Annotated in this window: 16 protein-coding genes; 9 read left to right on the top strand and 7 right to left on the bottom strand. The window is 47.8% G+C overall.

Features of this window, described 5'->3' with window-relative positions; genetic code table 11:
- Positions 1 to 30: 30 nt before the first annotated feature.
- Positions 31 to 1,575 carry an FAD-dependent oxidoreductase gene (locus AC5W2J_RS12925; protein ID WP_496059867.1) on the bottom strand — a complete coding sequence of 515 codons (1,545 nt, stop codon included), beginning with the start codon at positions 1,573 to 1,575 and terminating at the stop codon, positions 31 to 33.
- A gap of 174 nt (positions 1,576 to 1,749) precedes the next feature.
- Between AC5W2J_RS12925 and AC5W2J_RS12920 the strand changes: the two genes are divergently transcribed.
- Positions 1,750 to 3,747 carry a penicillin-binding transpeptidase domain-containing protein gene (locus AC5W2J_RS12920; protein WP_496059866.1) on the top strand — a complete coding sequence of 666 codons (1,998 nt, stop codon included), beginning with the start codon at positions 1,750 to 1,752 and terminating at the stop codon, positions 3,745 to 3,747.
- A 98-nt stretch (positions 3,748 to 3,845) separates the two neighbouring features.
- Here the strand turns inward: AC5W2J_RS12920 and AC5W2J_RS12915 are convergent, their stop codons facing one another.
- The 3 genes from AC5W2J_RS12915 to AC5W2J_RS12905 form a co-directional block, all read right to left on the bottom strand.
- Positions 3,846 to 4,043 carry a YwbE family protein gene (locus tag AC5W2J_RS12915; RefSeq protein WP_496059865.1) on the bottom strand — a complete coding sequence of 66 codons (198 nt, stop codon included), beginning with the start codon at positions 4,041 to 4,043 and terminating at the stop codon, positions 3,846 to 3,848.
- A gap of 81 nt (positions 4,044 to 4,124) precedes the next feature.
- A complete protein-coding gene (locus AC5W2J_RS12910) occupies positions 4,125 to 5,312 on the bottom strand; it encodes an MFS transporter (protein WP_496059864.1) in 1,188 nt (395 codons plus the stop codon).
- A 5-nt stretch (positions 5,313 to 5,317) separates the two neighbouring features.
- Positions 5,318 to 5,686 (bottom strand): MarR family winged helix-turn-helix transcriptional regulator, encoded by a 369-nt coding sequence (locus AC5W2J_RS12905; RefSeq protein ID WP_496059863.1) that lies wholly within the window; start codon positions 5,684 to 5,686, stop codon positions 5,318 to 5,320.
- Between the two features lie 240 nt (positions 5,687 to 5,926).
- Between AC5W2J_RS12905 and AC5W2J_RS12900 the strand changes: the two genes are divergently transcribed.
- The 3 genes from AC5W2J_RS12900 (at position 5,927) to AC5W2J_RS12890 (ending at position 8,915) form a co-directional block, all read left to right on the top strand.
- On the top strand, positions 5,927 to 6,853 hold the full coding sequence (locus AC5W2J_RS12900; protein ID WP_496059862.1) for a manganese-dependent inorganic pyrophosphatase: 927 nt from the start codon (positions 5,927 to 5,929) through the stop codon (positions 6,851 to 6,853).
- 89 nt (positions 6,854 to 6,942) lie between these two features.
- Positions 6,943 to 7,611 carry an MOSC domain-containing protein gene (locus AC5W2J_RS12895; protein ID WP_496059861.1) on the top strand — a complete coding sequence of 223 codons (669 nt, stop codon included), beginning with the start codon at positions 6,943 to 6,945 and terminating at the stop codon, positions 7,609 to 7,611.
- Complete coding sequence (locus tag AC5W2J_RS12890; RefSeq protein WP_496059860.1) at positions 7,608 to 8,915, top strand: hypothetical protein; 1,308 nt, start codon at positions 7,608 to 7,610, stop codon at positions 8,913 to 8,915. The genes AC5W2J_RS12895 and AC5W2J_RS12890 overlap by 4 nt, the downstream gene beginning before the upstream one ends.
- A 19-nt stretch (positions 8,916 to 8,934) precedes the next feature.
- Here the strand turns inward: AC5W2J_RS12890 and moaC are convergent, their stop codons facing one another.
- Genes moaC through AC5W2J_RS12875 form a run of 3 tightly spaced genes read right to left on the bottom strand, consistent with a single transcriptional unit; the run spans position 8,935 to position 10,524 of the window.
- The gene (moaC, locus tag AC5W2J_RS12885; protein WP_496059859.1) at positions 8,935 to 9,423 is read right to left on the bottom strand and encodes a cyclic pyranopterin monophosphate synthase MoaC; all 489 of its coding nucleotides are present in this window, start codon (positions 9,421 to 9,423) and stop codon (positions 8,935 to 8,937) included.
- Complete coding sequence (locus AC5W2J_RS12880) at positions 9,416 to 10,036, bottom strand: molybdenum cofactor guanylyltransferase (protein WP_496059858.1); 621 nt, start codon at positions 10,034 to 10,036, stop codon at positions 9,416 to 9,418. The genes moaC and AC5W2J_RS12880 overlap by 8 nt, the downstream gene beginning before the upstream one ends.
- Positions 10,033 to 10,524, bottom strand: coding sequence for a MogA/MoaB family molybdenum cofactor biosynthesis protein (locus AC5W2J_RS12875; protein ID WP_496059857.1), 492 nt, complete (start codon positions 10,522 to 10,524; stop codon positions 10,033 to 10,035). The genes AC5W2J_RS12880 and AC5W2J_RS12875 overlap by 4 nt, the downstream gene beginning before the upstream one ends.
- Before the next feature lie 354 nt (positions 10,525 to 10,878).
- Between AC5W2J_RS12875 and moaA the strand changes: the two genes are divergently transcribed.
- From moaA to AC5W2J_RS12850, 5 genes are read left to right on the top strand one after another with little or no spacing between them, the layout of a single operon-like run.
- On the top strand, positions 10,879 to 11,898 hold the full coding sequence (gene moaA / locus AC5W2J_RS12870) for a GTP 3',8-cyclase MoaA (RefSeq protein ID WP_496059856.1): 1,020 nt from the start codon (positions 10,879 to 10,881) through the stop codon (positions 11,896 to 11,898).
- 6 nt (positions 11,899 to 11,904) lie between these two features.
- The gene (locus AC5W2J_RS12865; protein WP_496059855.1) at positions 11,905 to 12,924 is read left to right on the top strand and encodes a ThiF family adenylyltransferase; all 1,020 of its coding nucleotides are present in this window, start codon (positions 11,905 to 11,907) and stop codon (positions 12,922 to 12,924) included.
- A gap of 12 nt (positions 12,925 to 12,936) precedes the next feature.
- Complete coding sequence (locus tag AC5W2J_RS12860; protein WP_496059854.1) at positions 12,937 to 14,217, top strand: molybdopterin molybdotransferase MoeA; 1,281 nt, start codon at positions 12,937 to 12,939, stop codon at positions 14,215 to 14,217.
- Positions 14,181 to 14,699: a molybdopterin-guanine dinucleotide biosynthesis protein B gene (gene mobB, locus AC5W2J_RS12855; RefSeq protein WP_496059853.1), complete on the top strand. Its 519-nt coding sequence runs from the start codon at positions 14,181 to 14,183 to the stop codon at positions 14,697 to 14,699. The genes AC5W2J_RS12860 and mobB overlap by 37 nt, the downstream gene beginning before the upstream one ends.
- A complete protein-coding gene (locus AC5W2J_RS12850) occupies positions 14,696 to 15,166 on the top strand; it encodes a molybdenum cofactor biosynthesis protein MoaE (protein ID WP_496059852.1) in 471 nt (156 codons plus the stop codon). The genes mobB and AC5W2J_RS12850 overlap by 4 nt, the downstream gene beginning before the upstream one ends.

Here is a 15,166-nt window from a genome sequence, read left to right as displayed (position 1 = left end):
GCCGCAGAGCTTATGCTCTGCGGCTGTTTGTTAGTTATTATCCAGTTTTTTCAAAGGAGTGACCGCAGGTCCTTCCAATATGCTGCCATCATAAGAAAAGCGTGAACCGTGGCACGGACAGTCCCACGACCGTTCTGCATTGTTCCATTCCACGTCACAGCCCATATGCGTACAGGTTGTTGATACCATGTGGGTCTGACCGTTCTCGTCTTTATAGGCCCCGATTTTTTTCCCTTTTTGGGTAACCAGTGCGCCTTCATCATTTTCCAATTCCTCAAGCTTTCGATCTTTGCGGTGAAGCTTGCCGGCTATAAGTTCTTTTCCTACGTCCATATTCTCTTTGAAAAAGGACAGTGCATCCGCTTTTTTGAGCTTTGTGCGCCTTGGGTCAAACAGATCCGCAAACCGGTTTTCTTTTTCCTGGACGAGGTCACTAAGCAGCAGGGCGGCTGCGACGCCGTTGCTCATGCCCCATTTGGCATAGCCTGTCGCAACAAATATATTTGGCTTTCCGGTGACCGCCGGGCCGATGTAAGGCACCTTATCGAGTGTAATAAGATCCTGCGCCGACCAGCGGTACGGAATAGAAGTAATGCCGAAATGCTTTTCTCCATAATCCCGGAGACGCTCATAGTTATTAAAGGTATTTTCTTTATTCTTTCCGGCCGTATGGCCTTCTCCGCCAAGAATCATCAGGTCGCTTCCGTCAGCTGATTTGGCGTAACGAAGCGACTTTCCCGGGGAATCCACGCTGAGGTACATTCCTTTAGGAGGTTTCTTTTCCGTCGTAACGGCGAGTGTATAAGACCGCTCGGCATGAAGCCTGGAGAAATAAAGGCCTTCTTCATCATTAAAAGGAAAATGTGAGCTTACAATAACGTGTCTGCTCTGGATCGTACAACCATCAGTGGTTTCAATAGAAGGATTTTTAGAACTCTTTACTTTGGCAGCTCTCGTCTGTTCAAAGATTCGGCCCCCGTTTGCTTCAATGGAGGGAATCAGGCCGGCGAAAAATTTAACGGGGTGAAACTGGGCCTGGTTTCTGATAACTAAAGCTGCTTCCACCGAATAAGGCAGTTCTACTTCATTCAACGCCTCTCCACCATTAATGCCAATATCCTGGTATGCTTTTAATTCTTTTTCAAACTTGGAGACACTTTTGTTTTCTGTCGTGTATGCATAGGCATTCTCTGTCGTCAGATCGCAGTCAATGTCCAGTTCTTCCGCTGTTTTTCTGATGAATGTTAAAGCTTCTTCATTGGCTTCATAGTAAAGGCGTGCTTTTTCCAAACCAAAATTGGTAATCAGGTCATCGTACATAACCCCATGCTGAGAAGAAATTTTAGCCGTCGTGTAGCCGGTCGTGCCATCAAGAATCCGGCCTGCTTCGATCAGGGCCACCTTTACTCCCTGCTTAGACAATAAGTAAGCAGCAGTTAACCCGGTCGTGCCGGCTCCGACGATCGTAACGTCGGCTTCAAAATCTTCTGTAAGGGCGGGGAATTCAGGAAGTCCCTGAATATCGCGCCAAAGTGATTTAGGGTAACGGGGAACGTGATGTGATGAGTCTGTCAAATAAATCCCTCCCGAATTTCGTATTAGGAAACTGTACCCGATATAGACTCCCCTCACTCCATTTTCTGGACAAAAAGAAAAATAGGCAAAAGGAGAAAGCACGGGAAATGGAAGGAATTTGAAAGTGATTATGCTATAATCGAGGCACATTTACTTAGAAAATGAGGGTCCTATATGAAAAAACTAGCGGGAATCATCGGTCTCAGTCTGCTGCTTTCAGCCTGCAGCAATAACTCAACAGCAGAAGACGCAATGCAGACATATACGGAACATTGGAACGAGCAGGAATATGCAGAAATGTATACGATGCTGTCCTCCGAAGCGCAGGAAGCCGTGACGGAAGAAGAATTTACGGCCCAGCATAGAGAGGTGTACGAAACGGCCGGCGTACCGAACCCTGGTATCACGCTGCCGGAGTATTCTGAAGAACAGCAGGAGCAATTCGAAGAAGAGGCGGAACCGTCCCTTCCATACCAAGCAGCGATAGAAACAAATACAGGCACGGTAGAGTTCGAAGAGGAAGCATCCTGGCAGCAGGAAGAGACAGAAGGAAACGAAGAGTGGAAAGTAAACTGGGAGCCCTCCTTTATCTTCCCCGGACTGCAGGGTGGGGAAAGAGTAAGAGAGGAGACAATAGAGCCGGTAAGAGGAGAAATTCTGGATAGAAACGATAACAGCCTTGCCGTAAATATGTCTATTGACCAGGTGGGCATTGTTCCGGGAGAAACAGAAAACGAAGAAGCTGCCGCAGAAGAGCTTGCCGCTCTTCTCGAGATGGAGGAATCTGATATTACAGAAGCTCTGGCGGAAGAATGGGTCTCGGAAGAATCGTTTGTGCCAATTAAAAAACTGACTCCGGAAGAGTCCGAATCGCTGGATGAAATCGAAGAGGTCGAAGGGGTGCAGTCCACAGAAACGACAAGTCGTTACTACCCGCTTGAGGAACAGGCTGCCCATTTAACAGGGTATATTGGAACAATTACCGAAGAAGAACTTGAAGAACGCGGAGAAGGGTACAGCGAAGGCACAACCCTTGGTAAAGCAGGGGCAGAGTATATTTATGAAGAGCGTCTGCGCGGGACGCCGGGCCGGGCTCTTGTTACGACGGAAGGGAGTGAAAGGATCGCTGAACAGGAGGCAGAAGACGGAGAAAATGTTCATTTGTCTATTGATACAGCCGTTCAGGAAAATCTGTTCAGTGAACTGGACGGCGAGTCCGGTACTGCGGCAGCCCTTGATCCAAAAACGGGAGAAACCCTTGGTCTGGTAAGCACGCCTTCGTATAATCCAAATAATTATCTATTCGGCTGGCCGGAAGGTGAATACGCAGAACTAAGCGAAGATGAAGGACGTCCTTTTTCAGCTAAATTCAACAGCCTTTATGCGCCGGGATCTACTATTAAGCCAATAACGGGCGCAGTAGGCATGAACCAGGGCAGTCTCGATCCCGAAGAAGAAAAAACAATTACCGGTGAGCAGTGGCAGCCGGACAGCAGCTGGGGAGGCTATTCGATTACGCGGGTTTCCGACAGGCTTGATCAGGTCAGCCTGGAAGATGCTTTGATTACATCGGATAATATCTTTTTTGCCCAAACAGCACTGGAAACAGGAGAAGAAGCTTTTGCAGAGGGACTGCGGAACTTTGGATTTGATGAAGAGTTTCCTTACGATTTCCCCGTGCAGCCGTCTGCCATATCCAACGAAGGGTTGAGCTCGGACATCCTGCTTGCGGATACCGGTTATGGACAGGGGCAGATGCTGATGTCCCCGCTGCATTTAGCAGTATCCTACACCCCATTTTTAAATGAAGGAGATATGCTGGCTCCACAGCTCGAACGACAGGAAGAAGAATCCGAAGTCTGGAAAGAAAATATCCTTCCGGAAGAAGGAGCAGACGTGATTACGGAAGGACTGCGGGGTATTGTCGAAGATGAGAATGGATCCGCCTACGAACCGGTACGCGAAGACCTTACTCTCTCAGGGAAAACCGGCACGGCTGAATTCAAAACCGAGCAGGGAGAAGATGGAACAGAAAACGGCTGGTTTGTCGCTTACGATTATGAGCAGGAAGACTTATTGATTTCTATGATGATTGAAAATGTAGAAGATGAAGGCGGAAGCGGTTACGTGGTGGAAAAAGTAAAAAACGTCTTTGACGAACGAGAAGAATAATCTGTCTCCTATAAAAGAAGACCGGCTGCTTATTTTAGCAGCCGGTCTTTAAAGTATAGAGAAAGCCTTTCTTTTTTTAGGTCCATCTGTAGAACTGTTTATTGAATAATGTTTTTAACCCGGCCGACACTTCCATCTTCAAGGCGCACTTTAATGCCGTGCGGATGCTGAGGAGACTTGGTTAAAATATCTTTGACAATGCCGTTTGTTGTCTTACCGGTCCGCTGATCCTGCTTCAAAACGATATCAACCTCTACACCGGGGGTAATATCTTTTCTAGATTGTCCATTTGCCATTTGTATTCCTGCTTTCTATAATATGCTTCTTCTTATTGTACGGCAGTCGGGCTCTTTTGATAAGAGCAAACAAAAAAGAGTCTAGTGGACAGACTGCACGCGAAGCATGTTTCGATACAGGAGCATATAAATGCCAAGTGTCGCGAGGACAAGCGTTCCGCATATTATATATACGAAGGAATACGTCATCAGTGAAGCAATGGTTCCAAGGACAAAGGAGCCCACGGCAATTCCTGAATCAAACAGCATGAAAAAAGTGGCAGTGGCATGGCTTGTCCGCCCGGGAGGCGAAGCCTGAATGGCCATCGTCTGCAGGCTCGGCAGAATCGAGCCGTAGCCGAGGCCGATCAGGCCGCCGGCGATAAGCAGCACAGCTGTTGTCGTAACGGTGCTGAGCAGAAACAACCCTGCAGAAAACACAAGCAGGGATGGAATAATAACGTAAGCGGGGCCCGCCCGGTCAAACAGTCTTCCTGTAAACGGCCGGGACAAAAGCATAACAGCTGCAAAACAAACGAAGAACAAATTAACCGCATGAAACAGGTTAATGGACTCCGCATAAACGGAAATAAAAGAAATAACACTAGCGTAGGAAAACGCGGCTAAAAATCCAATGCTGGATGGCAGAACCGCTCGTTTTTCAACAAGGTCATGGACAGTCAGCTGTTTAAATACAGGCTGCCGCGAAGGTGTTTCTACCGGAAGGCGGATAAGAAACGTTAATAGAAATCCGAGAATGGAAACCGCCGCCAGTCCGCCGAATAAAACAGAATATGGCACAAAACGAACGGCGGTCAGCGCAATAAACGGCCCGGCGACGACCGCTAAGTTCATGGACATAATAAAATAGCCCAGGCCTTCACCTTTTCTGGCAGCAGGCACAAGGTCCGCTGCTGCAGCCAATAAAACCGTTGTAGCAATACTGAACCAGATGCCGTGAAAGAAACGAAGGGCCAGCAGAAACACAAGCTCATGAGCAAGCAGATACAAAAGCATGGAAAAGGCAAATAAAAGAACGCTCAGCACCAGCATTTTTTTCTTGCCGAAGCTTTCGATAATGCGGCCGGCAAAAGCTCTCGTAATAATGGCGGAAACTAAAAATATAGTCGTCGCGAGGCCGGCCTGTCCCTCTGTGCCGCCTAGTTCCTGTAGAACAAAAATAGGCAGGATCGTCAGCAGGGCATAGAACGCGAGAAATATAAAAAAATTATTAATCAGGGCAATCCAGAAAGGCTTTGTCCAGATTTTTTCTGAAGCGGTGGAGGACACAGGAGTTACCTTCTTTCTTCAGCATATTCGATTTTTTCCAGCAGCACAGCAAGCTGCTGCTTTTCGTCAGCAGACAGCCGGCAGAGCATGTTTCTTTCATGGCGTCTGACACTTGCATCTACGGCTGGGAAACATGCCAGGGTTTTCTCTGTCAGACTGACGACGCGTTCGCGCTTATCAATGCCGGATTGACGCTTTATATGACCGCTTTCTTCGAGCTTTAGAAGCGTACGGGTGATAGTGGGGGATTCCACGTGCAGGTATTCTGCCATTTCTTTCTGCGTCATGCTTCCATTTTTCTTCAGGCAGTAGAGAAGACTCCACTGAGAGCTGAACAGGGAATGTTCCTGAAGCTCATAGTTAATGGATTTCATGGAGAGGCGGACTTTCTGGTGCAGCAGTGTAAAAATATCGCGGTCGAGCGTAATAATAACCCCATCCTTCCATATAGTTACTTAGGTAATTAATTATTTAATCGAGTATAGCTTAAAAAGGGGCGGAAAGCAAAAATAGATTCCCTGGATAAAAATTGGTCCCGACTGCATTATTCGTAAAGGGTTTATGATAAAATACAAGAGTGAAAACAGCCAAAATACATACAAGGGAGAGATAGAATGAGTAAATTGCTAGTATTCGGCCATAAGAGCCCCGATACAGATACGATATGTTCAGCGATCGCACATGCTGCCTTAAAAAACAAAACAGGAGACGAGGCAGAAGCGGTAAGACTGGGTGAAATAAATGGAGAAACACAATATGCCCTGGATTATTTCAAGGTGGAAGCACCGCGCCTCGTGGAGTCGGTTTCCAATGAAACAGACCGCGTCAGCCTGGTAGACCATAACGAATCGCAGCAAAGCGTGGATGACCTGGCGGAAGTCAGCATTAAAGAAGTCATTGACCACCACCGGATTGCCAATTTCCAAACGTCCGAACCGCTTTATTATCGCGCCGAGCCGGTAGGGTGCACTGCTACTATTTTGAACAAAATGTACAAAGAGTATGGCGTGGAGATCGATAAGAACACAGCCGGCTTGATGCTGTCTGCTATTATTTCTGATTCCCTGCTTTTTAAATCACCGACATGCACACACGAAGATGTAGCTGCGGCTGAAGAGCTCGCTGCTATTGCAGGTGTTGATACGGACAGCTACGGCCTGGAAATGCTTAAAGCCGGAGCCGACATCAGCGGCAAAACAGAAGAAGAATTAATTTCTCTGGATGCTAAAGAATTCTCTATGGGAAGTGCAAAAGTCCAAATTGCCCAGGTGAATGCCATCGATCCAAGCGAAGTACTTGAGCGTCAGGCAGAAATTGAAAAAGTAATGAACGAGGCTGTCCAGAAGAATGGACTTGATCTGTTTGTCTTTGTCGTTACCGACATTTTAAACAGTGACTCTACTGCTGTAGCAGTAGGCAGCAAGACTGAAGCTGTAGAAAAAGCATTTAACGTCACGCTTTCCAACAACAAAGCAGTATTAGAGGGAGTAGTCTCACGCAAAAAGCAGATTGTTCCTGTTCTGACGGATGCGCTGAAATAAAATCAAAGCTGTCCGGATCTTTTTCCGGACAGGCTTTTTTTTAAGCTGAAAATGGTTTGGCATGCAGCACCAGGAGGAGGAGAGTGGTTGTGGAATCAAATATTGTATCGTTAAATGTTGGCGAAGCAGTGAACATTTCTTCAAAAAAGGACAGGCAGATTCTTTCCGGGATTAACAAACAAAGTGTAGGCGGAAAAACTGTTTTTCTTTCTATCACCGGTCTTTCAGGAGATGTCCAGGCTGACCTGAAAAGTCACGGCGGCCCCGATAAAGCGGTATGTGTGTATCCAGTAGAGCATTATGAGCATTGGAAAAGCCACCACGGTATGGATATGAAAGAAGGGGCTTTTGGAGAAAACCTGCTTATCCGCGGCATGCCTGAAACAGAGGTCTGCATTGGGGATATTTATGAATGGGGAGATGCTGTTGTACAAGTAAGCCAGCCGAGACAGCCATGCTATAAGCTCGCCGAAAAGCACGGCATTCCGAGCCTTCCCTTATTTGTAAGAGAAAATGGCTTCTCCGGTTATTATTTTAGAGTGCTGAAAGAAGGAATGGTTTCCGCGGGAAGCCCATTAAAGAAGCAGGAAAGCGGTTCGGGCTTCTCGATTGCTGAAATTAATACGCTGACATACCAGCCGATTAATGATCATAAACCCATTCTTACGCTTCTTCACAGCCCGCTTCTTGCAGAAAGCTGGAAGAAAACGCTGCGGAAAAAATACGGGATTACAGAAACGGCAGGCGGAGATAGATGAAAAGAAAGTGGAGTTTTATTGCGATGGCAGGAAGCGCCGTTCTGCTTGCCTGCCTGCTTTTGCTGTTTTTTCTCTGGGATAATGACCCGTATGACTATCACAGCGGAGTAAACAGCGATCTGGATTTATCAAAAAACGATGAGCAGTTTGCTTTTTCTTATTTTCAGCAGGGGGAACGTTCCATTTATACTCTCCCGGTAAGCGGAGGGACCCCGGAACCGATTCCCAACGGAACGGGAGAAGATCAGCATCAGCCTTCCTTTAACGAAGACGGAACCGAACTTCTCTATTTATCAGACAGCGCCGAAGGGATAAGCTATTTAAATAAAATTAATCTGCTTACCCGGGAAACGGCCGAGTTAACATCAGAAAACTTACATATAAGAGATGCCATTTTCTCATTGGATGATGAAAAAGTGTATTTTATTGGGATCGAAACAGAAGATTGGTTCTCCGAAGATATGGAAGCGGCCGGCGGATTTGATGTATATGAAATGGACAGCAGCGGGGGAGAGCCGGTCAAGCTTACCGAAGAAGACAGCTATGTTATGAGCGCCCTTTCCCTCGCTGACGATGGTTCAGCCCTGTTTTACAGCGCAACGGGGGATGAAGGGGAAATAGTGAAAACTCATTCACTCGAGGATTCCAATTCCTACGAGACGCTGATCAACAGGCTGCCCTCAGGCGTCTATTCGCCAACACTTTCCCCGGACGGAGAGGCATTTGCCTATACGACAGCATCCGACCGGGCAGAAGGAGATATGTACCAGTATGAACTTTTTGTTCTTAATATTGAAAATGGGGGAAGCGAACGCCTTACGGAAGGATCGATGAACGTCGATTCTCCGGTGTTTTTTCACGACTCTAATTATATTGCCTACATGGAACAGCAGAACTGGCCGGAAGATCCGCCGGTCTTTCAATTAAAGAGTATGGAGCTCGAATCGTCGGAAGCTCATGAGATTCCGATGCACACGTCAGATATTGATGGAACAGCGTTTCATCCTGCCCAGCTTCTGGATGCGATGCTTGATCCAAATGTGTTTGGAACGCTTTATACTATTCTGCTCGCAAGTGCCGTAGTGTATACCGGCCTGGGCGGTGGAAATGTGTATCTGCCTCCCCTTATTGGCACGGTCATTTCCGCGCTGAGTGCGGCAGCGGCTTTTTATATGGTGGATGCGAGACCCTGGCTCATGATAGCCCCCGTGTCATTTAGCATTGGTATAGCTATCTGCACAGCTGCAGGATTTGCTGCTGCATTTATTTGGAAAAAAAGTACAGCAAAAAAAGAAGCCGCTTAGGGCTTCTTTTTTTGTATTGTCATCTTTCAGCGGCCTGGTAATCTCCACTTTTCCCGCCGGTTTTCCGGAGAAGCTTGGTTTCTTTAATTATCATGCCTTTATCGACCGCCTTGCACATGTCGTAAAAAGTAAGGGCCGCCGTGGTGGCAGCGGTAAGTGCTTCCATTTCCACGCCTGTGTTGCCTTTGCATTTCACTGTAGCCAGAATGTGCAGCTCCCATCCATCTTCCACCTGGTGATAAGCAAACGTAAGATCTGTCCCCTGCAGGGCAATCGGATGGCACATCGGAATAAGATCGGATGTTTTTTTGGCTCCCATAATGCCGGCCAGCTGGGCGGTATGAAGAGGATCGCCTTTTTTCAACTGCTGCTTTTCAATGGCTTCATACAGTTCATCGCTTAAATGAACGATACTTTGGGCTGTGGCGGTCCGGCTGGTTTCGTGTTTTTCGGAAATGTCGACCATGCGGGCGCGCCCTGATTCGTTGTAATGTGTAAATTCATTCATTGTTTTTACTGCTCCTTTTATTTAGGCCTGTCTTTTGTGGCGGGCGTTTCCAGTCCTCGGGGCGGTTAATATTAACAAAATCCTGTTGGTCCTCGGGATATTCTGCGTACAGGACGCTGACTTCACCAAGGAGTGCTTTCATGCTGCTGTTTTCCTGGCCGGCCTTATCCGCTGCAGCCAGGCAGGAGGAATGATACAACCCGTGCAGCGGCTGGATCCGGCCGCCGGACACTGGAATAACTGCCTGTTTATTTATGGAGGCTTCTGCCTTTTTAAGCAAAGAAGCAACAAATTCTGAGGTAACAAACGGGATATCGGCAGCTAAAAGAAACAACCAGCTCTCCGGCTCCACATGACGGAGGGCTTCTTTCAGCCCAAAAAGGGGTCCGGAAAACGGATCCGGTTCTATAATGATCGAAGCTAGGCGGCTGTCGAATCGGTCGGCGAGCTCCTCATTTGTAATAATATATCTGTCGTCAATGCCGGCTTCTTTAAAAGCGTCAAGGCTGTACTGATAGAGCGGCTTTCCGTTGTGAAGCTCAAACATTTTCGGCAGGCCGTACCGGGAAGAACGTCCCCCGGCAAGTACAGCTCCGGCTGCGGCAATGCTCATTTGGTTAATTCTCCGATCAAATGGGGAAGAGAAGGAATAATCAGCTTTTCCATGCCCAGCTGGACGGCATTGCTCGAACCCGGCAGTGCAAACACAGCGGTGCTGCCAATACTGCCGCCGATCGCCCGGCTGAACAATGCTTTAGCGCCGATTTCTTCATAGCTGAGCGTTCGGAACAGCTCTCCGTATCCATGCAGCTCTTTATCGAGCAGAGAGGCGACGGCTTCATATGTTACATCTTTCGGAGATACACCGGTGCCTCCATTCATAATAACCGCCTGAACCATGGGATCCTCCGCCCATTCCTTAAGCTGCTGCTCAATAAGCTGGCGGTCATCTTTGATAATGCGGTAGGCCTGAACGTGAAATCCGGCTTCTTCAAGAAAAGAATGAATCAGTTTTCCGCTTTTATCTTCTGCTTTTCCTCGTGTATCGGACATCGTCAGAACGGCTGCCCTTAAAGAACGTACGTCGTTTTCGTGGTGCATTCTTTTAATTCTCCTCTCCATATGTGTTAGAATAAGTCTCTAAAGAAGGTGCAGGCTGTTTTCTGTTTATTATTCTATCAGCTTTTTTCCGAATAAAGATACTAAAACAAATGACGGTGCTGTTTTTTCTCATCGATCGAACCTAATCCAGACAGCTTTATATCCTGCCGGACTTGATCGAACAGGATACAATACAGCTAACGAATGCATACAGGGTTGGAAGCCTTTTCAACGACTGGAAATTCATATATACCCTCCTCAGATGTTTCAGCTGTGGAGGAAACACATGCCGGCCTTTCTCTAATAAACCAGCGGCGGGCCGGATTTTTTTATCTATTCGCAGGGGGGATTAAGATGTTAAAGCAAAGCCCGACGCTCGACCAATACAAAAGGCCTCTGCAGGACCTGCGCATTTCAATTATGGACCGCTGTAATTTTAGATGCTCGTACTGCATGCCAAAAGAAATCTTCGGGGATGATTATGTTTTTATGCCGGAAGAGGAATTGCTGTCTTTTTCAGAAATTACGATGCTGGCAGAAGAATTTGCTGCACTCGGCGTAAAAAAATTAAGACTGACAGGCGGCGAGCCGCTGCTTAGAAAGAATGTACCCGAGCTGATAGAACGGCTTGTAAAAATAGAAGGAATTGAAGATATTGCTCTTACAACAAACGGCGTCCATTTAGTGAAGCAGGCTAAAGCATTAAAAGAGGCCGGCCTGATGCGGATTAATCTCAGTCTGGACGCGATCGATCCACAGGTGTTCCAGGAAATGAACGGCCGGAAAGTGAAGCCGGATATTGTCCTGAAAGGGATGCAGGCCGCGATGGATGCAGGACTGCATGTGAAAGTTAATATGGTCGTTCGAAAAGGGGTCAATGACCAGGAAGTAATCCCAATGGCCAAATACTGCAAAGATATTGGCGTGACGCTCCGATTTATTGAATTTATGGATGTCGGCCAGACGAACGGATGGGACTTCTCACAGGTTGTCACAAAAAAAGAGCTGCTGGAAATGGTATCCACGATTGCACCGCTGCAGCCGCTTGAGCGTGAGTACCTCGGCGAAGTCGCCAACCGCTACGGATATGAAGGGTCCAACGTGGAGGTAGGTTTTATCTCTTCTGTATCGGATGCTTTTTGCGGAACATGTACGAGAGCGAGAATTTCTGCAGACGGTAAACTCTTTACCTGTCTGTTCGCCGAAACCGGCACTGATCTAAAAACGCTTGTTCGAAGCGGGGCTTCCCCGGCTGAAGTCAGACAGTTTATTGAACAGGTATGGCATGGCAGGACGGATCGTTATTCAGAGGAACGGACCGAAGAAACGGTGAAAAACCGTAAAAAAATCGAGATGTCCTATATCGGAGGATAGAACAGAATGAATGATAGATACTCAAGGCAGATACTCTTTCCGGGCATCGGAACAGACGGGCAGGCTGATCTGCAGAAAAAGCACGCGCTTATACTCGGCGCAGGTGCACTTGGCAGCGCTGCTGCCGAAACGCTTGTACGCGCAGGAGTTGGAGAATTAACGATTATCGATAGAGATTATGTGGAATGGAGCAACCTTCCAAGACAGCAGCTGTATGGAGAAAAAGAAGCAGAAGCCAAAATGCCGAAAGCCATCGCAGCCAAAGAGCGCCTGCTGGCGATTCGCAGCGACGCGGTGATTCACAGCTTAGTGATGGATGCGACCGCTGAAAAGCTCGAAGACATTGCCCCGGGGTTGGATATTATTATCGATGGATCGGATAACTTTGATATTCGGTTTATTTTAAATGATCTTTCCCAGAAATACGGGATTCCCTGGGTATTCGGCGCCTGTGCCGGGAGTTACGGCATGAGCTTTACGATTCTACCGGGGCACACGCCCTGCCTGCAGTGTATTCTGCCGGCCATTCCGGCGTTCAGCGTAACGTGTGAAACAGACGGGGTCATTGCCCCGGCGGTGCAGATGACATCCGCGTATCAGACCGCTGAAGCCCTGAAGATTCTTTCCGGACGAACAGAGGCGGTGCAGACAAAGCTGACGTTGTTTGACGTCTGGAAAAATCAGCATCATGCCATTCAAGTAGGCAAAACGAAAAAAGATACGTGTCCTTCCTGCGGGACTTCACCGGCGTACGCGCATTTAGCCGGCGCAGATGATACGAAAATGGCGGTGCTCTGCGGAAGGGATACGGTACAGATTCGTCCCGAAACCACCCGTTCATACGATTTTACGTATTTGGAAACCAAGCTCGGCCGGCATGGCCGGGTCCAGAAAAACCCTTACCTGCTGTCCTGCGTGCTTCCGGACTATCGTCTGGTCGTATTCCGGGACGGCCGGGTACTCGTGCACGGCACAAAGAAAGTAGAACAGGCCAAAGCAATTTATGAAAAATACTTTTTATCGTAAGGAAGATGCCGAATGGTGGAAAAAAGAAAACCAATGCCCGTAGAAGATGCGGTACGATCCGTCATGAAACAGACACTGGTTTCTGAAACGGAGATGCTTCCGCTCGCAGAAGCCCACGGACGTATTCTGGCTGAAGATTTAACAGCTGATCACGATGTGCCCCCTTTTAACAAATCACCATATGACGGATTTGCCGTGCGGTCAGAAGATACAGCAGGAGCCGGAAGAGACCATCCTGTTACGTTAACTGTAGCTGGTGAAATCGGTGCGGGATCAGTATTTTCACGGCCGGTCGAAAAAGGCGAAACGGTCCGAATCATGACCGGTGCCCAAATTCCCGACGGCTGTGACGCAGTTGTCATGCTGGAGCTCGTAAACGAAATAAATTCTGCCGCGATAGAACTGAAACGGGAGATTAAGCATAATGACAATATTTCTTTTCAGGGAGAAGATGCCAAAAAAGGCACAGCACTCGTGAAAAAAGGTACATTTATCAATCCTGGTATTTCAGCGCTGCTGGCCACCTTCGGCTTTGCCCAAGTGCCGGCAGCGAAAAAACCCCGGATCGGCATTATTGCTACAGGCAGTGAACTGCTCGAAGCTGGAGAACCGCTTGAACCAGGGAAAATCCGAAACAGCAATGCATACATGGCAATTGCCCAGGTGGAAAGAGCCGGCGGTGAAGCAGTGTATTTCGGGAAGTTTAACGATGACTTTGATGACTGTCTGAAAGCGACCACTGAGGCCTTGCAGGATGTGGATGCTTTAATTACAACAGGTGGTGTATCTGTTGGTGACTACGATTACATGCCGGCTATTTTCGAAAGTCTGGGAGCGGAAGTATTGTTTAATAAAGTAGCAATGCGTCCGGGAAGTGTGACAACAGTCGCGACAACAGGCAGTAAAGTACTGTTTGGTCTGTCCGGAAATCCTTCCGCCTGCTACGTTGGATTCGAACTGTTTGTCCGCCCACTAATGAGAACAGCGATGAAAAGCAGCCGGCCGCACTTGAAAAAACAGTCCGCCTTTTTAGCGATGGACTTTCCAAAAGCAAACCCGTTTACCCGTTTCGTGCGCGCGTCTTCGTATGTAGAAGAAGGAAAAGTGTACGTGAAGCCGGCGGGGCTTGATAAATCAGGATCGGTCACGTCAATTGCCGGAGCGGATGTATTTATTGTTCTGCCCGGGGGCACGAGAGGCTATGAAAAAGGAATGAAAGTAGATACCCTTCTGCTTGAAGATACAGAGGGAAGTGAATGGCCGTGGAGCAGCATCGTCCCGTCTTACAGATAACCGGTTTTCAAAACAGCGGCAAAACGACACTTGCCGAAAAACTGATCCGTGCTTTTGCAGATATGGGATGGAGTACGGGAACAATTAAACATCACGGGCACGGCGGCACGCCGGACATCCCGGAAGATAAAGACAGTGGAAAGCACCTGGCAGCAGGTGCTTCTGCTGCATTTGTAGAGGGAGGCGGCATGCTTCATATCCAATCACCGAGTGCCGGATGGTCCCTTGAGCGCTTAATTGATGCCCAGGCTTTGTTCGATCCGAAGATTGTACTCGTGGAAGGCTATAAGAAAGCCGCTTACCCGAAAGTCGTTATGATCCGCACAAAAGCAGATATGAATCTGCTGAAAGACAGTGAACAGGTGCTTTGTTTCATTTCCTGGGACAAAAACCTGACAGACAAAGAGATTCCAGTGTTTTCTATAGAGGAAAGCCCGCAGTATATGGAATTTATTATAAATCAAATGAGGGACGCTTTATGACAGAGGACACGTTATTTTCGATTTCGAACCAGCCGCTTGACCCGGCAGAACTTATAAAAAAGGTAGAACACCGCAACTGCGGAGCGATTACGACTTTTATAGGCACGGTCCGGGAAATGACGCACGGAAAAAAAACGCTGCGGCTGGAATACCAGGCGTACGAAAAGATGGCCGTAAAAAAGCTGGAAGAGATCGGCAGTGAAATTGAAGAAAGGTGGCCGGGGGCTATTACAGCGATCACCCACCGCACCGGAATGCTTGATATTTCGGATATTGCTGTCGTCATTGCCGTTTCTTCACCGCATCGGAAAGCCGCTTACGAAGCAAACGAATATGCGATTGAGCGCATTAAAGAAATCGTGCCGATTTGGAAGAAGGAATATTGGGAAGATGGAACGAAATGGATAGGAGACCAATTGGAGAACACTCCTTATGAAAAAGGTTTCCCTGACAAAGGAGAGAAATAA

This window comes from Sinobaca sp. SA16-1, from assembly GCF_059510515.1.
Note: the sequence above shows the minus strand (reverse complement) of the source record. Positions and strands in the feature narration are given on the sequence as shown.